Below are 19,359 nucleotides of genomic sequence, written 5' to 3'. Positions count from 1 at the left end.
GGTGCGACATGCAGGTGAGCCTGCGCCTGGACAGCGACTGCCTCCGTGCTTTTCACCTGCTGCTGCTGCGGCGCCTGGCGGCGCTCGCCGATGTCGAGGTTCGCGTCGACGCGCGCCCAGGCGGGAGCGGCGTCCCAGGCAGCATCGCGGCCCTGTTCCAGCTTGAAACGGTCATCCATGGCTTGCCCTCGGACGGGTTGGCCAAGCGCCTGCCACTGTCGGCGCTGGCCTCCTACAGCACGCCGCCGCCCGCCGCGCCCGACCTCGTGATCGACCTGTGCGGCGACGTGCGGCCGGAGGGGACACGCGTCTGGCGCGTGACCTATGACGGCGCCGCCGGCGAAGCCGCCCTTCTGGCATCGATCCTCGATGGCCGCACCCCGCTGGCCAGCATCGAGGAGAACGGCGCCGTCGTCGCCGAAGGACGCCTCGGCACCGAATATGGCGGCATCGCGCTCGCCGCCTTCCAGGACATGCTGGCGCGCACGGCAAGCCTGATCGTGGCAGCGGTGACGGGCGCGGCGCGAGGCGCCCTGCCCGTCCTGCCTGAGATGGTGGACGGCAGGGCCGCGCCGTCGCTGCCCTCGGCCGGCAGGCTCGGCGTCAGGGCGGGCAAGGCGCTGGCGCGGCGCATCGTCCAGAAAATCTACCATCTCTGCTACAACGCCCCGCACTGGAAGGTCGGCTGGCGCGAAACCGGGGGGAAGGATCTGTTCGACCTGCGCGCCCATCCGGCATCGGGTTGGCAGGAACTTCCCGACGACGGCAGCCGCTTCTATGCCGATCCTTTCCCGATCCTCCACCAGGGACAGGTTACCCTGTTCGTCGAGGACTATATCCATCGTCTGGGCCGCGCCATCATCTCGGCCGTGCCGTTCGGCCCGGCGGGACCGATCGGCCGCCCGGAGCCGGTGCTCGACCTGCCCTACCACCTCTCCTACCCCTTCGTCTTCGAGCGTGACGGCGAGGTCTGGATGGTGCCCGAAAGCTGCGCCAACCGCACGGTCGATCTCTACCGCGCCACCGCCTTCCCCGGCGGATGGGTGAAGGAAGCGACACTGCTCTCCGACATCGTCGCCAGCGACGCCACCCTGGTCGAGCATGGCGGGCGCTGGTGGCTGTTCGCGACCGTGCGGGAGGGTGGCGGCGCCTTCTCCGATGAACTGCATCTGTGGTCGGCGCCGGACTTTCGCGGTCCCTGGACGCCGCATCCCAAAAATCCGGTGCTGATCGACATCGCCTCGGCGCGGCCGGCCGGCCGCATGGTGCAACGCGGCGGCCAGTTGCTGCGCCCGGTGCAGGACTGCCGCAGGGGTTATGGCGCCGCGCTCGGCATCGCACGCGTCACTCACCTTGATTTGAATGGCATGGAACAGCTTGTCGAGACCATCTTAACCCCTGGTCCGCTATGGAGCGGGCGCAAGCTGCACACGCTCAACGAGGCGGGCGGCCTGGAGTTCATCGATGGCTCGGCGATCGCGCCGCGTTGGAAACAAAAGAGGCGACCGTGGTTAACCTAAACACTTGTTACTACCAGCCACTCGCGCCGGTTGCTTGAGGTTGATCAAGGTCCGGTAGATATTTCCACCACAGATTGTGGAGCAGAAAGATGACGAGCTTGAAGGGCAGCGAGGCGAGCGCCGCCGAAGCTGTCCCGACCGAGGTCGACGTGGCGATCGTGGGCGCCGGAATGGCGGGCACGACCCTGGCAATGGTGCTGGGAAAGGCCGGGCGCAAGGTGGCGCTGATCGATCCGCACCGCGTCCATCATGACGAGTTCAGGGCCGAGAAGATCGGTACCGCTCAGATACGGCTGTTCGAGAAGCTCGGCCTCGACGAAACGATCATGCGTCTCGTCACGCCGTTCGACGACATTCATGTCTTCCGCCTCGGCCAGTTGTTCGCGCGCGAGCGCAGGCCGGAATACGCGTTTTCCTATGGCGCGCTGATCAACGGACTCCGCGATGCCCTTCCCCCGCAGGTACCGCTTACGGTCGGCAAGGTCATGCAGGTCTCGACCGGACCGGACCGGCAGCGCCTGGTGCTGAGCGATGGCAGCGTCATCATTGCCCGCCTGCTGGTGGTCGCCACCGGCTACAGCGAAGCGGTGCGGCGCGCCATCGGCGTCGAGCGCGTCGAGCAATCGAAAGCCCATTCGCTGTCGATGGGTTTCGACCTCGCCATTGCGCCGCGCGAATGCGTCTACCAAGCCGTCACCTGCTATGGCAAGCGGGCGGCGGACCGCGTGGCCTATCTCACCATCTTCCCGCTCGGCGACAAGATGCGGGCCAACATGTTCGTCTATCGCACCGTGGCCGAACAATGGACGCGGGATTTTCGGGCCGATCCGCAGAAGATGCTTTGCGAATTGATGCCGGAAATATCGGCGCAATGCGGCAATTTCGCCGTCGCGAGTCCCGTCGAAGTCAGGCAGATCAACCTGACCACGACGCAAGGCCACCGCCGCGACGGGGTTGTCTTCGTCGGCGACGCGTTCTGGACGACATGCCCGACGCCGGGCGTCGGAATTGGGCGGGTCATGATCGACATCGATCAACTCCACTCCGTGCACATTCCACGCTGGCTGGAGACGCCAGGCATGGCGGCCGACAAGATCGCCGCTTTCTATGACGATCCGGTCAAGGTGGCCTCCGACGAGGCCGGCATGCGTGTGAGTGTCTACGCCAGGCGGATCACAACCGAAAACGGGCTGGAATGGCGCGTGCGGCGCCTGCGTAACAACACGGCACGCCGGCTGATGCTCATCGGCCGCAAGGTGCGCCATTTGGGATCGCGGCGGCAACCGGGCATGGCGTGAGGCGCCTCCCAATCTTCCTCGCAATCGAAGACAGCGGTTTCTTTCCACGGGGTTGAAAAAAACAAATCCAGTGCCGTTCGTCCGGAACAAGCGGCGCGCCGACAGGTTATCCCCGCAGGAGATCTTGTCATGGTCAAGAATATCGACCGCGCGTTGCAGGATGCTATTCTGGCGATGCGCATTCTTCGTAAATCCATCATTGACCATGGCCATATGGAAGCCATGGCCGAATTTGACGGCTTGATGAGCGTGACCATTTCCGAGGCCGAGCGCGAACTGACCCGCTGGCAGGCCGGTCATCGCGCCGGACGGTCAGGCGTGGCGCAATCCTGACGCGATTGGTCCGCGAGCCGGCGGAACCTTGCCGCATCCGAATGGTTCTAGGACATCGCATCGCGCCGGAGAACGAAGTGACCCGAGTGGTCGACAAGCAAAAGCTCGAGAGAGCCGACCGCGAGTCGAGGATCATCCTCGACGCCGAACGGCTGGCTCGCGACGCCAAGACCGCCCGCCTTCGCGAGGAGCGGCTGTCCACGGCGAGCAACACGGCAAGCGACAGCGGCAAGCCGCGAAAGCCCGCCGCGTCAAAGCGCCGTCGTGACGCGGGCGCCTGCTGAGCGTCACGGCACGCGGCAGCGAAGGCCAGCACGGCAATGAGGTCGGCGGGACAAGGCGATCCCACGAAGGTTCCGAAAATCCCAGGCACCAACGCCTCGACGGCCTGCCAGGATAAGATTTCACCATCTCGAAGGTCTGGCGCCGCAAGGCTTCCAAGATCGGCTTCAAATCCACTTGCAATATGCAACCGGTTTGGATACGTTCAAACTAGTTGCAAAACGCAACTGGAAAGTCGGCGCGATGGATCGGCGCTCAGGATGCCCCGATAAATCTCGCGACAGAAGCTCTCGGTGATCGCCGGAGCATGGCCCCCCTACGCGAAGCGGTTGCGAGAATGGCAGCCGTCACCCCGCGTCACGTCGAAACCTGAAAGGAACTCACAATGCCAAAGTTCGTTACGATCCAATATGGCGACCGGGCCGGGTATGACCGCACGCCCCAACCCATCAGGGATGCCGCTCATGAACAGGACGTGAAGTTGCTCTCCGAAGGCGCCCTGATAGGGAGGGCGGGGACGCCGGTACAGGTGCGCAATCCGGAAGCGTCGGGAGTGGAAACGCGCGATGGTGCGTTCATGTCGTCAGATCTGCCGATCGCCGGATTTGCCGTGATCGAAGCTGCTGACCTTACCGACGCCATCGAGAAAGTCTCGCAGGTCCCCTGTGCTGTCGCGCATGGCGTGGTCGAGGTGTGGCCCTTGAGATGAAGTCCAGTTCTGTCAGCGAACCGCTCCCAGCCGCAAACCCGCTTTCGCCGCCGCCTCGCGCAGGAACGGCAGGCCGACGCCGATGACGTCGTCGGGATTGTCGGCCACCGGGCGCCACACCGCCAGGCCGCCGGCGATGTCGGCATCGACATGGTTCATGCTTTCGAGCGTAATGGCGCCGGTATAGCCGATATCGGCGATCGCCTTCATGCAGGCCGCCCAGTCGAGCATGCCGCGCCCGGGTACGCCGCGATTGGCTTCCGACACATGGACATAGCCGAGATAGGGCGCCGCCGCCTTGAAGCCGGCGGCGAAACTCTCCTCCTCGATATGCATGTGATAGGTGTCGAGATGGATGAAGATGTTGTCGGCGCCGACGCGCTCGATGATGTCGGCCGCGTCGACACCGCGATTGATCAGATGCGTCTCGTAGCGGTTGCAGGGCTCGATGCCGAGCTTCAGCCCGTGCGCACCGGCCGCCTTGGCGGCCCGGGCGAGAAAGCGGCACATGCCGTCGATCTCGCCAGCCGTCGGCGCGCGGCCCGAAGTCTTGCCGATCGTGCCGTAGGTGACGCCGCCGAGCGCCTCGCTGCCGACCGCCTCGCAGACGCCGAAGGCCGGTTCGAGAAAGGCCAGCGCCTCGTCCGGACGCGCCACGACATCGAGTGAGGCCGGCAGGCCAAGTGACGGAATAAGCGCGACATTCCAGCGTTCGGCAAAGGCGCGCGTGCGCGCCGTGTCGATTTCCTCGGGGCGCAGCAGCGGGATTTCCAGCAGCCCGATGCCGAGCCCCTTCAATCGCTTCATCTGGGGCTCGATCAAATCGAGATGCCAGACCGGGGCAATCGCAAATGTGTGCAGTCCAAAGACGTTCGTCAACTCAACCTCTCCCTTCCCGTGCCGCCGCATTGCCGGCCGGCGGACCCACGGAATCACGCATCAGGAGCCGGCACGGCTCCAGCCGCGCGGCCGGCGGCCCCTCCCCGCCCTCGATTCTGGCAAACAGCGCCGCCATGGCGTGTTCCGCGATGCGGCCCACCGGCTGCACCACGGCGGCGATGGCCGGCCATGTCACCTGCATCCATTCGGCATCGTCGAAGCCGACCAGCGAAATGTCGTCAGGGCAACGCCAGCCGCGCCGGCGGAACTCCGACAGCGCGACCAGCGTACCCCTGAGGAACAGCGAATAAACCGCCGTAGGCCGCTCGCCCTTCTGCTCGCATCCGCCGAAATAGTCGCGCAACCGCACCCTGAGCGGCTCGACATCGCTTTCGGCCAGCACCACGTCGATGCGCGTGTCGGGTGCGAGCGCAAGCGCGGCGGCGCGGAACCCATCGAGACGGGCGCGCACGGTGGCCGCCTGTTCGCCTAGGCCGACGATCAGTATGTGGCGATGGCCCCTGCCGGCCAGTTCGCGCGCCACTTGCGCGCTGGCCGCCGCGCTGTCGGCCGACACCGTGTCGAAAACCGCGTCCGACAGCACGCGGTCGATCAGCACGCCGGTCATGCCGTTGGCCTTCATGAACCCGGCCGCCGGTCCGTGCTCGTTGCGCACCGGGGCCAGCACCACGCCGGCCACCCGCCAGTCATGCATGCGGGCCAGAATCTCCTTTTCGCGCGCCTCGGATTCGCGGCTCGAGGCGGCCACCAGCGTGTAGCCACGCTCTTCGGCAAGGCTCTCCAGCTGGGTGACCATCTGGCCGAAGAACTCGCTTTCGAATTCCGGCACGATGGCGCCGATGATGCGGCGCCTTGCCCTGCGCATGTCGGACGCCAGCGGATCGACCCGGTAGCCCAGATGTTCTACGGCATCGAGAACGCACCGCGCATTCTCCTGCTTCACCGTGGCGACGCCGGACAACACCTTGGAGACTGTGGCCGCCGAGACGCCGGCGCGATCCGCCACGTCGTGGATCGACGGACGCCGCTGCTGGGCCTGCCTGTGCGCCATTGTCCTCCTCCCCGAGGGCCGGCTTGTATCGGCCTGCTTCCGAAATGAGTAAATCGATTTATCGTGCCTGTAAATCGTTTAATCCGCGATAGATTTGCCTAGGAAGCGCCCTGGGAGCCGCTTCGGGAGGATATTGCCATGTCGAACACCGCCTTGCCGCTGGTCATCAGCGCGCCCGAGCCGCGCACGCTCGAACTGATCTTCACGCCGCCGCAGCTGGGGCGGCTCAAGGCGAACTACCGCATTGTCGAGACGACGGCGGACGGCGTAGCGCAACTGCCGGCCGAGGTGCTGGCGCAAGCGCGCTACATCGTCGGCCAGCCGCCGATCTCGGCCGAAACGCTTGCGGCCATGAAGGCGCTGCGCTGCGTCTTCAATGTCGAGAGCAACCTCCTCGACAACATGCCCTATGAAACCCTGTTCGCGCGCGGCATCCATGTCGTGACAACGGGCCTTGTCTTCGCCGAGCCGGTCGCCGAACTCGGCCTGGCCATGGCGCTCAACCTTGCCCGCGGCATCGTCGATGCCGACCTCGCCTTCCGCCAGGGTCGGGAGCTCTGGGGCGGCGATGGCAACCAGACGGCGCGGCTGCTTTCGGGCGCCGATGTCGGCATTATCGGCTTCGGCGATCTCGGGCGCGCGCTCAACCGCCTGCTGTCGGGTTTCCGCACCCGAACAAAAGTGTTCGACCCCTGGCTGCCGCCGTCGATCCTGAGGGAAAATGGCGTCGAGCCGGCCTCGCTGGACGCGGTGCTGTCGTCGAGCGACTTCGTCTTCGTCGTGGCCTCGGTGACCTCCGAGAACCAGGGCTTTCTGGGCGCCGACGCTTTCGCCGCGATGCGCAAGGGCGCCGCCTTCATCCTGCTCAGCCGTGCCGGCGTGGTCGATTTCCCGGCTTTGATGGCGGCGGTGAAGAGCGGCCACATCCTTGCCGCCAGTGATGTCTTTCCCGAGGAGCCGCTGGCGGGCGACCATCCCGTGCGGGCGCTGCCCGGCTTCCTGCGCTCCGCCCACCGCGCCGGCGCCCTCGACATCGCCTTCAAGCGCATGGGCGACATGGTGCTGGAAGACATGGACCTGATCGATCGGGGCCTGCCGCCGTTGCGCTCCAAGCGCGCCGAACGCGAGACGGTGTCGAGGATGCGCTCCAAGCCGTCCGACAGGAACTGAGCAACCGGGCGGTGTGAGCATCGCTGAACCGCATCGGCGAGGTCTGTACCGAATCGTACGTTGAATCCCCTTTGAGATGCGCCTTCAAAGGCGTAAAAAATGCAACTCGGGAGGCAGCGATGATTGGAAGCCATAAAGACATAGCGCAGGCCGCTATCGAAGCCAGCTTCCTGCTACGACATCGTTCCATTGCTGGGAACGTCGCCTTTCGCCGCGAAATAGACCATTCCCGGCGCGTGATCGCGCAATCGCGCGAGCTTCTGAAGCGGATTCGCCAACGCCAGCGCGACGACAGCCGAGCCTGGGCAGATGACCCGGTTCCCGTTGCCGTCTCGGCGTTCGATGCCGACATTCTGCGCGCTGTGTTTCGAGATCTGGTCTCGGAAACGAAGGTGCCCGAGTGTCAATGGCGCGATCTGGCCAGAAGCCTCGTTCACGAGTTTACCGGCTGCGATCTGGTCGAGACCGGCTTGATAGAATGGATCATTCATAGATAGCGATCCGCAAGGCATACCCCTTCTCCCAGAGGTGGGCCTCCCGTTGTGATGGAACGATCGCGCCGCCGGCGGGTTTTGCAAACGGCCAGGGCGGTGGGACGCCCGGCCTACTCCAGAAGGCCCGTCACGAGTCGCGTCGGTGGCGGGCCTTTCTCCATCTCACGTGATATTGGCCGAAGGTCCCATTCGCGCCGCGCCCATCTTGTGCGACATTGCCCTAATATCAGCAATTGCTTGAATATGGTCGGGACGTCGGGGCGGGGTCGTGCCAATTCGCAGGAATCTAGCCGCGAATCTCAGACGGCTGGTCGGCAGCCATCCGTCCGTGAGCGCGGTTTGCCGCGGATTGAACATGAACCGCTCGCAATTCGAACGCTACCTGCAAGGCAAGAGCCTGCCCAACCGGGCCACGGCGCGACTGATCTGCGACTATTTCCGCATCGACGAGGACGAATTGTACCGCGCGCCGGAAGCGGCGGCATCGCAACACGCCCTCCTGTCGCCGATGCACGAAACGCTTTACGAAAACATGGTTCGCGGCCCCAGCCCCGCCATCGCCGGCGGCGCCTACTTCACCTACTTCGCGGTTCCCGATCGCCCTGACCTTTTGATGCGCTCGGTCACCTTCGTGCGGCGGCAGGCCGAGCTGGTGACGTTCAGGCGCGTGACCCGCTGGGTCGAGGGCCATCGCCAGGGCGGCGCGCGTGTCCCGGGCTGGCATTATGGCGTGGCGATCTCGCGCCTGAACTGGATCTATTTCGCCGCCATCAACCGCCGCCAGACCGCCGAGCCGTCGATCATGGCCGTGCAATGGGCGCCCTTCTCGGAGCCGGTGCTGGTCGGCAAGGCCTTCGTCCTGACCGGAGCCGGGCCGGCCTGCATCAAGGTCATCATGCGCCAGGAAGTCGGCAGGATCGGCCTGCGGCAGGCAATGCGGATGTCGGGCGTCGTCAGCCTCGACGACCCGCGTCTCGACCAGCTTGTGGCCAGCCTCGCGCGCGAAGGCTAGAGTGGTCGGCGCCAAGGATGATTTGGCCTGGCCAACGAGAGAGAGCGATGCTCAACACGGTCGACTATGGCGGCAAGGAAGCCGATATCGTGCACGCGCTGGAGGAAGACATCATCTTCGGCCGGCTGGCGCCCGGCACGCGCCTGGTCGAGGACGTGCTGCTCGCCCGTTTCCCGGTCTCGCGCCACATCATCCGCCAGGCGCTCTACCAGCTGGAAAGGCTCGGCGTCGCCACGCGCGAGCGCAACAAGGGCGCCATGGTGCGCCGGCTCGCGCCCGAGGAAGTGCGGCAGATCTACGAGGTGCGCGAGATGCTGCAGCGCCAGGCCGCGCTGATGATCCGCCTGCCGGCGAGCGAGGCGTTGATCGCGGAATTGACCGAGATCCACCATGTCTACAGCGGCCATGTCGACGCCGGTTATCTCAGAGGCATCCACGAGGCCAATGACCGCTTCCACCTGACCATGTTCTCGGCCTGCGGCAATGCCTATCTGGTGGCCTCGATCGAGCACTATATGCGCCTCAGCCTGCCGGTGCGGGCCAATTCCCTGGCCGACCGGGACAAGCTCGACATCTCGCGCCAGCACCATCTGATGATGATCGAGGCGCTGAAGCGCAGCGACAATTGGGTGCTGGCGCAGCTCTGCGTCGACCACCTGCAGCCGAGCAAGGTTTTTTATCTCCAGGAGGTCGAGGCCTCGCTCCCGACTGTTCCTACCTGACCTTGATGACCACCTTGCCCTTGGCGCGCCCGGTTTCGACATAGGCCAGGGCTTCGTTGGTCTGTTCGAACGCAAACGTCCGGTCCATGACAGGGCGTATGATGCCGGTTTCGACAAGCGACGCGAGCCGGCTCAACTGATCGCCTTGCGCCCACATGAACAGGAAGGAATAGTCGACACCGGCGCGTTCGGCCCTGCGGCGTATGCCGAGACTGAGAAACCACATCCCCAGCTTCAGCACGACGTTCAGGCCTTGCTTGCTGGCGAAGCCTGGATCCGGCGGACCGGAAATGGAAATCAGCTTCCCGCCCGGCTTCAGCACGCGCAGCGATTTTTCGAGCGTCCTGGCATCCTGGCTGTTCACGACGACGTCGTAGCCTTGCAGCACCTGCTCGAAATCGTCCTTCCGGTAGTCGACGACAATATCGGCGCCGAGACTTTTCACCAGGTTCGTGCTCGCCGCGCTCGCCGTCGTCGCGACCGTGGCGCCGAGATGCTTCGCCAGTTGGATGGCTATCGTGCCCACCCCGCCGGAACCGGCCTGGATGAAGACCTTCTGGCCCTTCCGTAAGCCCGCCCTTTCGACCAGCACCTGCCAGGCGGTCAGGCCGACCAGGGGCATGGAGGCGGCCTCCTCCATGCTGAGGTTTTTCGGCTTCAGGGCCATGTCGGCCTCGTCGATGGCGATGAATTCGGCGAATGTCCCGATCCGGCCATCGCGCGGCCGTGCAAGGATTTCGTCACCGGGTTTGAACTTGCGGACTTTCGAGCCGACGCGCACGACGACGCCGGCCACGTCGTGGCCCAGGACGAAGGGCGGCCGATACGGCACTATCAGTTTGAACTCCCCGTCCCGGAGCTTGGAATCCAGAACGTTCACGCCGGCGGCGTGGATTTCGACCAGGACGTCATTGTCCCCCGGCTCGGGCACGGGCATTTCGGCGAGCCGCAGCGCGCCGTTCTTCTGATATTTGTCGACGACAAAGGCTTTCATCGCACTCGCTCTCTCACGATCGCGATCTTTCCGGAGTGCGTTTCATTTGATGCTCCAGAGCCCCTCGGGCTAGCGTTCCGCGACAGATTGAATTATGCTCGTAATATCAGATTATGATCATAATGCAATAGTAATGTGGGAAAGCAAGGACATGCGCTACGAAAAGGGCCGGAAGGATGCATCGCGCGGCCGGATCATGGAGGTCGCCACCGAGCGGTTCCGCAGCGACGGCATCGCCGCCTCCGGACTGGCAAGCATCATGAGCGACGCCGGGCTGACCAACGGCGCCTTCTATCCGCACTTTCCCTCCAAGACGGCGCTGGTACGGGAATGCGTGGCGGCGGCACTGGAGGGCCAGTCCGGGCAGATCGCGGAGGCGCTGGCCTCCGGCGGGCTGGAAAAGGCCATGGACGCCTACCTGTCGCCGGAGCACCGCGACAATCCGGGCACGGGCTGCGCTTCCGCCGCGCTGTTGCCGGAAATCGCGCGGCAGCAGTCCGAAACGCGGCAGCTCTATACCGAGCGCCTGATGATCCTGGTGCGGCAGGTGTCGGCCGCCCTCCCGCCCGATACGAGCGACCCCGAAGGCGTGGCATTCGGCATCTTCGCGACACTCATCGGCGCGCTTCAACTGGCCCGCGCCGTGGAAGGGCCGGACCTGTCGGATCGCATCCTGGCGGCCGGAGCGGACGCGGCCCGGTCGCTGATCCAACAGGGTCGCCGAGCACCAGCCGGCTGAGCCCGAAGCAACAGACGGCGAGAGCCTGAAACTTTCCGCAAGCCGCCCTCGTTGCTGCGTGATCGCCAAGGCGATAGCAAGACCCTCCATTCAATGCCCGCCGGCCTCTTGCCGGCGGTTTTTTTTATGCTCGCCCGAGGCCGTCGGTCGCCCGGGGAACCATCGACGAATCGAGAAGTTGTCCAGGCGGCCAGAAGCCTGGCCGACACACAGAAGCCCGCGCAGGCGCCGGCGGCGGGAGGGGCTGGGCTGAAACCAGTAGATGCAGGACAGAACCGCGTTGCTTTCAGATCCGGCGAAGGTTTAAACGCTATTTTGTCCCATTTGGGGAATTTTGGCCTGAAAATCCGGAACTTTCGGGCAAACTGTTTCGTTAGAAAGCTTGATCGTTGCTTCGACGGTCACAAAGCAACAGGGAAGGACCCAATCATGAACATCAAGATGATCTGTCTTGGCGCGATGGCGCTTTCAATGGCCGCCGGTTCGGCTCTCGCGGGAGGCAGCACGGGAACGTCCGCCCTCGACGATCCTGCCAAGATGAAGCCGTTCTACACGGACTCCGGCATGAAGACGATGGTCGGCAATGATGACTTCGTGAAAGCCTGGAAGGCGCTGACGCCCGAGGACCAGACGGCGATGAAGACCGCCTGCGCCGACGAGGCCAAGAACGCAAACCCCACCAACACCCATCCGGAATTCTGCAGCAGCGTAAAGCTGAATGGCGGCAGCTGATAACGCGCCACTGCCCTGGAGACAGCCCCGTTCGCGGGGCTGTCTTTTTGTCACTGCCGCCGCCCCGACTTGTCGCCCGTTTGATCATGTTCGCCGGTTTCGCCCCCGGAAAGGCTGATGCGGCGTGCCGGCTTCGCTCCTGGGAGGCCGCGCGGCGCTTGTGTCGACGGCGGGTAAAGCCGGATCCATCGGCACCCAGGCGATACCTCTTCCCACCGCTCGTCCTTTTTCTGGCCATGTTGCATTGCGAAAAACATGTTGCATTGCGATAAGAAACTTGTTGCATTGCGGTAGCGACTTCCCGGCCGATACCGGCAAGGGCTGGGCTTCGGGCTTGCACCAAGGAGACCTCGTGGCGGCATCGTTTCGGCCTGACATACAGGGCTTGCGCGCGCTGGCGGTTGGCGGCGTCGTCGCCTACCATTTCGGCCTCACGGCGCTGCCGGGCGGCTTTGCCGGCGTCGACATCTTCTTCGTCATTTCCGGCTGGCTGATCACGACGCATCTGATGCGGGAGATCGCCGAGACCGGCCGGCTCGACCTCTGGCGCTTCTATGCCAGGCGCGCACGGCGCTTGCTGCCGGCCGCGATCTTTGTCATCCTGGCCACGCTTGCCGTCGGCAGCCTCATCATGGCGCCGCAGGAACAGGCGCTCTATTCGCGCGGCGCCATGTATGCGGCGGCCTACGCCATCAATCTGTGGCTGCTGCGCTGGTCGTTCGACTATTTCGCCGCCGACGCCTTGAGCAACCCCTTCATCCATTTCTGGTCGCTGTCGGTGGAGGAGCAGTTTTATCTCGTCTGGCCGGCGCTGCTTGTCCTGGCCGCCTGGCTGCGGCCGGGCCGGCGCATGACCGTGGCGGTGATCGGCATCGTCGGCCTCGCCTCCTTCGCCGCTTGCCTCTGGCTCACCAGCCTGGCGCCGGCCTGGGCTTTCTACTTCTCGCCGCTGCGCGCCTGGGAGTTCGCCGCCGGCGGCCTGGCGACATTCGTCTCGCCGGCGCTCTGGCATCACCGATCCTGGCTAGGGGCGGCACAGGGGTGGCTCGGCCTGGCGCTGATCGCGACAGCCTATCTCACCTTGAGCGAAGACCTGCCCTTTCCCGGCTGGTACGCGCTGCTGCCGGTTGTCGGCACCGTGCTGGTGCTCTTGAGCGGCGCCGGCGAGCAGGGCGACGCCCCGGGCGTAGGGCGCTGGCAGGCCCTGGCGCCCGCCGCCCTGCTTTCGCTGGCGCCCTTGCAGTGGGTCGGCACGCTCTCCTATTCGCTCTATCTCTGGCACTGGCCGGTCATCGTCTATGCCGGGATGCTGCGGCCGGATCTCGGCGTGGCGCAGCGCCTCGGCTGCGCCGTGCTGGCGTTGGTTCTGTCGGCGCTCACCTATCGGCTGATCGAAAATCCGGCGCGGCGCGGCGACTGGCTGGCGGCGGCCGCGAAAGCCTTTCGCCTCAACGCCGGTCCGGACGCAAGACCGCTCCGGCTTTTCCCCGGGCTTGTGCTGGCCCCCGCCCTCGTGCTGACAGGCGCCGGCGTGGCGGCCGCCTACGCGAACGCGCATCTGGCCACGCGCAGCATCGACCCCACCCAGCGCGGCATCGAAGAGGCCGCCGAACAGCCTTCCCTCGCGCGCGCCACCGACGCGAACTGCCTGCTCGACTTCCAGACGGTGAAGCCGAAACCGTGCACCTTCGGGCCGGCCGATGCCGCCAACACCATCGTGCTGTTCGGCGATTCGCATGCCGACCACTGGTCGACGCCGCTGGTCGCGGCGGCCCGGCGCAACGACACCAAGGTGGTCACCTATCTGAAGTCGTCATGCCGCGCCTCGCGACTGTCGACCTTCAGCGCCGTGCTCAAGCGCGACTACACCGAATGCGACGCCTGGCGCGAACAGGCGATAGCCGACATCATCCGCGGGAAGCCGCGCCTGGTGGTGATCTCGGAATTCTCGATCGGCAATCTGACGCGCGACATGACCGCCGCCGGCCGCACCGCCGAGACCGCGCGCTGGCAGGCCGGCCTGCGCTCCACCTTGGAGGCCTTCAGCCAGGCCGGCGTCGCGACCGCCGTCATCCGCGACACGCCGATCGGCGGCAGCTTCGCCGATGCCTGCGTCGCCCGCGCGCTGTGGTGGCGCGAGGCGCCCTCGCGGTGCGACACGCCGCGGGCGCAGGCCGCCAATGACGGCGCCGCGGCGCAAGAGCGCGCCGTGGTCCAAAGCGTGCCCGGCACGCTCTATGTCGACCTCACCGACCGCTTCTGCGACAGCGCCACCTGCCACGTCTTCATCGGCGGCAAGCTCGCCTTCCGCGACCGGCACCATCTGGCGACGGCGTTTGCCGAAACGCTGGAAGAACCGCTGGAAAAGGCGCTGTTTCCAGAAAGGCTTGGCTCCCTTCTCCCCGTTCACGGGGAGAAGGTGCCGGAAGGCGGATGAGGGGCAGCGCGGCGTTCCTCCTTATCCACTCAGCCTGACCCAGCCAAATCAGCCACATAGCGCTCCAGCGTCACCTTCCCGCGCTCCGGCCTGGTCGGCGGATCATAGGTGTCATCAACCGTCACCTCCGTCATGCGCGCGTAGGATTGCGCGGCTTGCGGTGAAAACCCCATCTCCTCGAACGCCTCCACCCAATGTTCGCGGGGCGCCGAGACCACGCTCACCTGCTTGCCGAGCGCCTCGCCAAAGGTGGCGGCGACATCTCTCGCCGTGTAGCGCGACGGCCCCTCGACGTGATGCAGGCCGTTCTTTTCCACCGGCTCCATCAGCAGGCGCGCCGCCGCCTCGCCGAGGTCGCGGGGCGCCACCATGGGCAGTTCGAAATCCGCCGGCAAAAGCGTGTGGACCACGCCGTCACGCCGGGCTGTCTCCAGCGAGGCATCCCAATTGCTCATGTAATAGGCGGCACGGATGATGCTGGCCGGAATGGGTTGACGATGCAGCTTCTCTTCCAGCCCATGCAGGACGGTGAGGTCGCCGGCCCGCTCGCCGGCATGCGCGCCATAGGCCGATTCCGCGACCACCTTCTCCAGCCCCGAACCGTCCAGCGCGGCGATGATCGCCGCCACCGTCCTGCGCTCCTCGGCATCCGTGTCGGTCGAGGGGTCGGCCGGCGGATTGAGCAGGAACGCCCGCCTGCCGCGCCTGAACACGCCACGCAGCGCCTCGACGTCGAGCACGTCAGCCACCGCCACCTCGGCGCCCTGGGCGGCCAGAGGCGCCGCCTTGGCCTCGTCGCGCGTCACCACCGTCACCGCCTCGCCCTGGCGCAGCAGCGCCGCCGTGGCCGCCGAGCCGACATGCCCGGTGCCGCCAAGAATGATATGCATGGTCCATTCTCCCTGGCTGTTTGTGTACAGGGGGAATGGATGGCGGCGACCAAGGTTCAAAACGCGCCTCACCATGCTGACACGTGCGGCCATGCACCGCCATGGACAGGCGCTTTGCCGTCACGGCGCGTGGCTCGAACCATCGATTCGCCAATTTTTATGGGAACAGGGCCGCCGCCGCGACGTTTATTAGACATACCTTAAGGAGGAGGTTGTCATGAAAAAGCTCTTGCTCGCATCCGTGATCGCGGTCGTCTCGGCGGTGTCCGTGATCGCCCCCGCAAATGCCGCCAGCATCACGCTTGGCATCGGGAACGGCTATGATGACGATTACTACGTTCCCAGACATCGCGACTATTACCGCCATTATTCCGACGACGGCTCCTATTACGGCCGCCGCCACTACCGCTACAGCGACGACGGCTACCGCCCGCGCTATTACGGCATGCACCATCGCCGCTGCCACACCGAACTGGTGAAGCACTGGCGCCATCACCACCGCGTCATCGAAAGAGTGCGCGTCTGCCGCTTTTGAGCTTGGGATTGATCCGGCCGGCATCAGCCGGCCGGATCGCTTCCAACGGGCGGATAAAAGGCTTCAACATCAGTGCACGCCCGCGAACTGCTCTCGGTGATGAGCCAGGAACGCCGGATCTGGCCTCAATCGCGGATCCTTGGGCCAGTGCAAACCTTGGGATTCAGGGCGAAAGAGGTTTCTCAATTCGCTGGGAACTCGATTATGCGCGACCAGCAGCCGATGGTTCTCATCCATGGAAATCAGGTGCCTGTCGAACAACCAGTGTACAGTGGCCGATAGCGCGATGCCGTTCCGCACAACATCGGGACCACCAGCCGCGACAGGCTTGATATGAGCGGCCTGAACTTCAGCTCGACCACCGCCATTGATGATGCGCAAGCCGGTGACGGCACAGGTATCCTCGTACGCGCGGCAAACCTCGAGCCGGAAGGTCGCGTCACGGACTTTGCGGTTTAGCAAAATCTGCTCTACCCGACGATCGACTGTCTCTGCAAAACCGGGCTGTGCTCTAAAACCAGGTTGCACTGGCAGCGGTAGATCCAACGGCTGCATATCGGAAGTGAGCTTTCTGGCGTTGATGGGATCGAGTGTCTCTTTCAAGCCAGCAAGAACGATGTCGTCGAAATCCTCATTCAGGATCGGGCGCATTGACTTACCCTGCACGGCCTGACCGACACGGCTTGGATCGAGGACATCGCGCAATAACGCCTCCGCGTAGCGGCCGTTGGTGACGAAAGGCACCGGCGTCGGAAATTCGAGATAGTCGGCCACATAGGCATAATAGTGATCAGACCGTTCAGGGTCTGATACGACATCGGTCACACGCGCATAGCCGATATAGGCGCGGCGGCCGCCATTACGCTGCGGCTCACGAAAGAGCACCCAATCGCCAATGGCGTTTCGGGCCGCTTCCAGATAATTATTGCGGGCAGGAAAATGATAGCGACGGGAAATGTCGTCGTCGTAACCCGAGCCAGGCTTCACATCGAAAACGGCTTTCACGATTCCCCCAGGCACTGCTTGGTATCGAGCTTAGCGAGCTTTCAAGTTTCGTGCGAGATGTCTGCCTCCATCAATGCTTGCGCCTCTGGCCCTTCACTTTCGCGGCAAAACGCAACACCATCTTCCCGAATCATGGGATCATGAAAAGTGGACACCCTCTCGACCACCGAACGCAGCGAGCGGATGGCGCGTATCCATGGCAGGGATACGAAGCCGGAGATGGTCGTGCGCCGGCTACTCCACGGGATGGGCTATCGCTACCGGCTCCATCGTGGCGACCTGCCCGGAAAACCGGACATTGTTTTTGGAAAACGCAAAAAGGCGATTTTCATTCATGGGTGCTTTTGGCATCGTCACGACGATCCGGCATGCCGGCTCGCCCGGCTTCCAAAGTCCCGCCTGGACTTTTGGAAACCAAAATTGTCGGCGAACGCGGAGCGCGACGCCCTCAAACAGGATGCATTGAAGCGGCTCGGCTGGAATGTACTGGTTGTCTGGGAATGCGAATTGCGGCAGAGTGAACAATTAGAGAACAAACTGCGCCAATTCGTGGGGGAATAGCATGAAATCGATCGAGCTGTTCGCGGGCGCTGGCGGGCTTGGCATGGGCGTGAGCCGTGCCGGCTTCACGCCGGAAGCCGTGGTTGAGTGGGATCGCTGGTGCTGCGATACCATTCGCGAAAATCGGGCTGATGGCCTCGGGCTGGTTGGTGATTGGCCCGAGCCCATCGAGGGCGATGTCCGCGGCGTGGATTTTCGTGCGCACGAGGGCAAGATCGATCTGGTGACAGGCGGCCCGCCCTGCCAACCATTCTCGTTGGGCGGCAAGCATCGCGCCCATCTGGATTCGCGTGATATGTGGCCGGAAGCGGTCCGGGCGGTTCGGGAAACCAAGCCACGCGCCTTCATCTTCGAGAATGTGAAGGGGCTGACCCGCGAAACCTTCGCGACGTATTTTTCACACATCGTGCTGCAAATGACTTACCCGGAGCTGGTCGCCGAATCCGACGAGGGTTGGGAAAGCCATCTGCGCCGCCTTGAAAAGCATCATACCGGCCGTCGCGGACCGAGAGGCCTTGAATATCGGGTCGTTCCACGGTCGTTGAACGCGGCGAATTACGGTATCCCGCAGCGTCGGGAGCGCGTGATTTTTGTAGGCTTCCGGGCCGACCTCGACATCAAATGGGCTTTCCCGTTGGAGACGCACTCTCTCGAGGCCTTGCTGTGGGATCAGGAAAAGGGGGACTACTGGGATCGACACAAGGTCCGCAATGCTGATCGCAAGGTTGGCGATAGGCATTCCGAGCGCGCGGCACGACTCGACGTCAAACCAAAAACCGCGCCATGGCGGACGACGCGAGACGCGATTGGCGATCTGCCCGATCCCGAGCATGAATTGCGAAAAGCCGCGAACCATAACAACCACCGGTTCCAACCCGGGGCGCGATCCTACCCCGGGCATACCGGAAGCCCACTCGACGAACCGGCCAAGACGCTGAAAGCAGGTGTCCACGGCGTTCCGGGTGGCGAGAACATGCTGCTGCGGCCGGATGGTAGCGTGCGCTACTTCACCGTGCGCGAAAGCGCGCGCTTGCAGACATTCCCAGATAATTTCCGTTTCCACGGCGCATGGTCCGAAACCATGCGTCAGCTCGGCAATGCTGTTCCGGTGGAACTGGCGAACATCATCGCGCGCAGCGTGAAACGCCATCTATCATTTGGGGGATCGGACTTCCTGAAATGAAGGCATATACCGAGTTCGAATTCGACCTTCCTGGCGCCTTGTTGGCGCGCCTTATCAAAGTGCTCGACGAACTCGACACCGCCCCACTCAACAGCGCGAACTTGCAAGAGGTTCCCGAAGAACAGGGCGTTTATCAGCTTCTGCTTGACGATCGCGTTGTATACGTCGGCAAGACCGACGCCGATGCTGGTCTTCACAAACGTCTAGCGCGCCATGCGCGCAAGATCATGCATCGTGTCGGTCTCGATCCGGCTCGGGTAAGTTTTAAGGCGGTGCGCATCTTCGTGTTCACCGCGGTAGATCTGGAATCGGACCTCATCCGCCACTATGGCGGCGTGAAAGCGATTGATTGGAACGGTAGCGGATTCGGCTCGAATGATCCTGGGCGAGAACGCGATACGACCAAGGTAGATCCCAAGAACTATGATGCTCAATTTCCCATCGACATCGATCGGGAATTGGCTTTCGCCATTGATGCCGACGAAACAGCCGCTAGCGCTCTCGCACGCCTCAAGGAGGCTTTGCCATATACTTTCCGCTATCAAGGGAGCGGCGGCCGGAATAGGAAGCCCCACGACGATTTCGACAGCACCGTGCTTTCGTCATTGAGCGGTCCGCTCACTCCACGCACCGCTATCCGCCATGTCGTCGCGGCCCTGCCCTCGGGATGGCAGGCAACCGCCCTCGCCGGTTACATCATTCTCTACAAAGAGGAACGCGAATACCCGCAAGCGGAGGTGATTGCGGTTTCGAAGATGTAAGAACGGCGTCTCTAAAACCTGCGTGCTGTCC

At 64.1% G+C, this 19,359-nt stretch carries 21 protein-coding genes; 16 read left to right on the top strand and 5 right to left on the bottom strand.

Translation table 11 applies throughout. The annotated features are described in order from the left end of the window. Positions 1 to 8 precede the first annotated feature (8 nt). The 5 genes from LB569_RS18515 (at position 9) to LB569_RS18495 (ending at position 4,142) form a co-directional block, all read left to right on the top strand. Positions 9 to 1,520, top strand: coding sequence for a formyl transferase (locus tag LB569_RS18515; protein ID WP_224693582.1), 1,512 nt, complete (start codon positions 9 to 11; stop codon positions 1,518 to 1,520). An 89-nt stretch (positions 1,521 to 1,609) separates the two neighbouring features. Further along, entirely contained in the window at positions 1,610 to 2,818 is a 1,209-nt protein-coding gene (locus tag LB569_RS18510; RefSeq protein ID WP_224693581.1) for an FAD-dependent oxidoreductase, read from the top strand. Positions 2,819 to 2,947: 129 nt separating this feature from the next. After that, positions 2,948 to 3,151 carry a hypothetical protein gene (locus tag LB569_RS18505; protein ID WP_140708867.1) on the top strand — a complete coding sequence of 68 codons (204 nt, stop codon included), beginning with the start codon at positions 2,948 to 2,950 and terminating at the stop codon, positions 3,149 to 3,151. Positions 3,152 to 3,228: 77 nt separating this feature from the next. Continuing rightward, complete coding sequence (locus LB569_RS18500; RefSeq protein WP_224693579.1) at positions 3,229 to 3,435, top strand: hypothetical protein; 207 nt, start codon at positions 3,229 to 3,231, stop codon at positions 3,433 to 3,435. Positions 3,436 to 3,818: 383 nt separating this feature from the next. Beyond that, positions 3,819 to 4,142, top strand: a complete 324-nt coding sequence (locus LB569_RS18495) for a transcription initiation protein (protein WP_224693577.1) — start codon at positions 3,819 to 3,821, stop codon at positions 4,140 to 4,142. A 12-nt stretch (positions 4,143 to 4,154) separates the two neighbouring features. Here LB569_RS18495 and LB569_RS18490 read toward each other — a convergent pair whose 3' ends face one another. Together LB569_RS18490 and LB569_RS18485 are read right to left on the bottom strand one after the other, a co-directional pair. Next, on the bottom strand, positions 4,155 to 5,021 hold the full coding sequence (locus LB569_RS18490; protein ID WP_224693575.1) for a sugar phosphate isomerase/epimerase family protein: 867 nt from the start codon (positions 5,019 to 5,021) through the stop codon (positions 4,155 to 4,157). Between the two features lies 1 nt (position 5,022). Further along, positions 5,023 to 6,093 (bottom strand): LacI family DNA-binding transcriptional regulator, encoded by a 1,071-nt coding sequence (locus tag LB569_RS18485; RefSeq protein WP_224693573.1) that lies wholly within the window; start codon positions 6,091 to 6,093, stop codon positions 5,023 to 5,025. A gap of 138 nt (positions 6,094 to 6,231) precedes the next feature. On the opposite strand from LB569_RS18485, the gene LB569_RS18480 reads away from it, so the two are divergent. From LB569_RS18480 to LB569_RS18465, 4 genes are all read left to right on the top strand, one after another. Next, positions 6,232 to 7,263 carry a hydroxyacid dehydrogenase gene (locus tag LB569_RS18480; protein ID WP_224693571.1) on the top strand — a complete coding sequence of 344 codons (1,032 nt, stop codon included), beginning with the start codon at positions 6,232 to 6,234 and terminating at the stop codon, positions 7,261 to 7,263. Between the two features lie 119 nt (positions 7,264 to 7,382). Beyond that, positions 7,383 to 7,760, top strand: a complete 378-nt coding sequence (locus LB569_RS18475) for a hypothetical protein (RefSeq protein WP_224693569.1) — start codon at positions 7,383 to 7,385, stop codon at positions 7,758 to 7,760. A gap of 265 nt (positions 7,761 to 8,025) precedes the next feature. Continuing rightward, a complete protein-coding gene (locus LB569_RS18470) occupies positions 8,026 to 8,769 on the top strand; it encodes a helix-turn-helix domain-containing protein (RefSeq protein ID WP_224693567.1) in 744 nt (247 codons plus the stop codon). A gap of 47 nt (positions 8,770 to 8,816) precedes the next feature. Next, a complete protein-coding gene (locus LB569_RS18465) occupies positions 8,817 to 9,491 on the top strand; it encodes a GntR family transcriptional regulator (protein ID WP_224693565.1) in 675 nt (224 codons plus the stop codon). Here LB569_RS18465 and LB569_RS18460 read toward each other — a convergent pair. Then, on the bottom strand, positions 9,484 to 10,485 hold the full coding sequence (locus LB569_RS18460; protein ID WP_224693564.1) for an NADP-dependent oxidoreductase: 1,002 nt from the start codon (positions 10,483 to 10,485) through the stop codon (positions 9,484 to 9,486). The two genes, LB569_RS18465 and LB569_RS18460, sit on opposite strands and share 8 nt — an antisense overlap. Positions 10,486 to 10,636: 151 nt before the next feature. Here LB569_RS18460 and LB569_RS18455 point away from each other — a divergent pair, with 151 nt between their 5' ends. From LB569_RS18455 to LB569_RS18445, 3 genes are all read left to right on the top strand, one after another. Continuing rightward, positions 10,637 to 11,224, top strand: a complete 588-nt coding sequence (locus tag LB569_RS18455) for a TetR/AcrR family transcriptional regulator (RefSeq protein WP_224693560.1) — start codon at positions 10,637 to 10,639, stop codon at positions 11,222 to 11,224. A gap of 429 nt (positions 11,225 to 11,653) precedes the next feature. Beyond that, a complete protein-coding gene (locus LB569_RS18450) occupies positions 11,654 to 11,956 on the top strand; it encodes a hypothetical protein (RefSeq protein WP_140708887.1) in 303 nt (100 codons plus the stop codon). 352 nt (positions 11,957 to 12,308) lie between these two features. Continuing rightward, on the top strand, positions 12,309 to 14,393 hold the full coding sequence (locus LB569_RS18445; protein ID WP_224693559.1) for an acyltransferase family protein: 2,085 nt from the start codon (positions 12,309 to 12,311) through the stop codon (positions 14,391 to 14,393). 29 nt (positions 14,394 to 14,422) lie between these two features. Here LB569_RS18445 and LB569_RS18440 read toward each other — a convergent pair whose 3' ends face one another. Next, a complete protein-coding gene (locus LB569_RS18440; RefSeq protein WP_224693558.1) occupies positions 14,423 to 15,283 on the bottom strand; it encodes an NmrA family NAD(P)-binding protein in 861 nt (286 codons plus the stop codon). A 217-nt stretch (positions 15,284 to 15,500) separates the two neighbouring features. Between LB569_RS18440 and LB569_RS18435 the strand changes: the two genes are divergently transcribed. Beyond that, the gene (locus LB569_RS18435) at positions 15,501 to 15,818 is read left to right on the top strand and encodes a hypothetical protein (RefSeq protein WP_140708893.1); all 318 of its coding nucleotides are present in this window, start codon (positions 15,501 to 15,503) and stop codon (positions 15,816 to 15,818) included. A 69-nt stretch (positions 15,819 to 15,887) separates the two neighbouring features. Here the strand turns inward: LB569_RS18435 and LB569_RS31960 are convergent, their stop codons facing one another. After that, a complete protein-coding gene (locus tag LB569_RS31960) occupies positions 15,888 to 16,823 on the bottom strand; it encodes an HNH endonuclease (protein ID WP_224693557.1) in 936 nt (311 codons plus the stop codon). Positions 16,824 to 16,970: 147 nt separating this feature from the next. Here LB569_RS31960 and LB569_RS18425 point away from each other — a divergent pair, with 147 nt between their 5' ends. The 3 genes from LB569_RS18425 to LB569_RS18415 are packed head-to-tail and all read left to right on the top strand — an operon-like array spanning position 16,971 to position 19,328. Next, positions 16,971 to 17,384, top strand: a complete 414-nt coding sequence (locus LB569_RS18425) for a very short patch repair endonuclease (protein WP_224693556.1) — start codon at positions 16,971 to 16,973, stop codon at positions 17,382 to 17,384. A gap of 1 nt (position 17,385) precedes the next feature. Further along, positions 17,386 to 18,567, top strand: a complete 1,182-nt coding sequence (locus LB569_RS18420) for a DNA cytosine methyltransferase (RefSeq protein WP_224693554.1) — start codon at positions 17,386 to 17,388, stop codon at positions 18,565 to 18,567. Continuing rightward, positions 18,564 to 19,328 (top strand): GIY-YIG nuclease family protein, encoded by a 765-nt coding sequence (locus LB569_RS18415; RefSeq protein WP_224693553.1) that lies wholly within the window; start codon positions 18,564 to 18,566, stop codon positions 19,326 to 19,328. Before LB569_RS18420 ends, LB569_RS18415 begins: the two co-directional genes overlap by 4 nt. Positions 19,329 to 19,359 lie beyond the last annotated feature (31 nt).

The sequence above is a fragment of the Mesorhizobium sp. BH1-1-4 genome, from assembly GCF_020165665.1.
Classification (GTDB): Bacteria; Pseudomonadota; Alphaproteobacteria; order Rhizobiales; family Rhizobiaceae; genus Mesorhizobium.
Note: the sequence above shows the minus strand (reverse complement) of the source record. Positions and strands in the feature narration are given on the sequence as shown.

Excerpts from the sequence above, each read along its gene's own strand:
- LB569_RS18515 (WP_224693582.1), top strand. The coding sequence starts at position 9 with ATGCAGGTGAGCCTGCGCCTGGACAGCGACTGCCTCCGTGCTTTTCAC.
- LB569_RS18510 (WP_224693581.1), top strand. The coding sequence starts at position 1,610 with ATGACGAGCTTGAAGGGCAGCGAGGCGAGCGCCGCCGAAGCTGTCCCG.
- LB569_RS18505 (WP_140708867.1), top strand. The coding sequence starts at position 2,948 with ATGGTCAAGAATATCGACCGCGCGTTGCAGGATGCTATTCTGGCGATG.
- LB569_RS18495 (WP_224693577.1), top strand. The coding sequence starts at position 3,819 with ATGCCAAAGTTCGTTACGATCCAATATGGCGACCGGGCCGGGTATGAC.
- LB569_RS18485 (WP_224693573.1), bottom strand. The coding sequence starts at position 6,093 with ATGGCGCACAGGCAGGCCCAGCAGCGGCGTCCGTCGATCCACGACGTG.
- LB569_RS18480 (WP_224693571.1), top strand. The coding sequence starts at position 6,232 with ATGTCGAACACCGCCTTGCCGCTGGTCATCAGCGCGCCCGAGCCGCGC.
- LB569_RS18475 (WP_224693569.1), top strand. The coding sequence starts at position 7,383 with ATGATTGGAAGCCATAAAGACATAGCGCAGGCCGCTATCGAAGCCAGC.
- LB569_RS18465 (WP_224693565.1), top strand. The coding sequence starts at position 8,817 with ATGCTCAACACGGTCGACTATGGCGGCAAGGAAGCCGATATCGTGCAC.
- LB569_RS18460 (WP_224693564.1), bottom strand. The coding sequence starts at position 10,485 with ATGAAAGCCTTTGTCGTCGACAAATATCAGAAGAACGGCGCGCTGCGG.
- LB569_RS18455 (WP_224693560.1), top strand. The coding sequence starts at position 10,637 with ATGCGCTACGAAAAGGGCCGGAAGGATGCATCGCGCGGCCGGATCATG.
- LB569_RS18450 (WP_140708887.1), top strand. The coding sequence starts at position 11,654 with ATGAACATCAAGATGATCTGTCTTGGCGCGATGGCGCTTTCAATGGCC.
- LB569_RS18440 (WP_224693558.1), bottom strand. The coding sequence starts at position 15,283 with ATGCATATCATTCTTGGCGGCACCGGGCATGTCGGCTCGGCGGCCACG.
- LB569_RS18435 (WP_140708893.1), top strand. The coding sequence starts at position 15,501 with ATGAAAAAGCTCTTGCTCGCATCCGTGATCGCGGTCGTCTCGGCGGTG.
- LB569_RS18420 (WP_224693554.1), top strand. The coding sequence starts at position 17,386 with ATGAAATCGATCGAGCTGTTCGCGGGCGCTGGCGGGCTTGGCATGGGC.
- LB569_RS18415 (WP_224693553.1), top strand. The coding sequence starts at position 18,564 with ATGAAGGCATATACCGAGTTCGAATTCGACCTTCCTGGCGCCTTGTTG.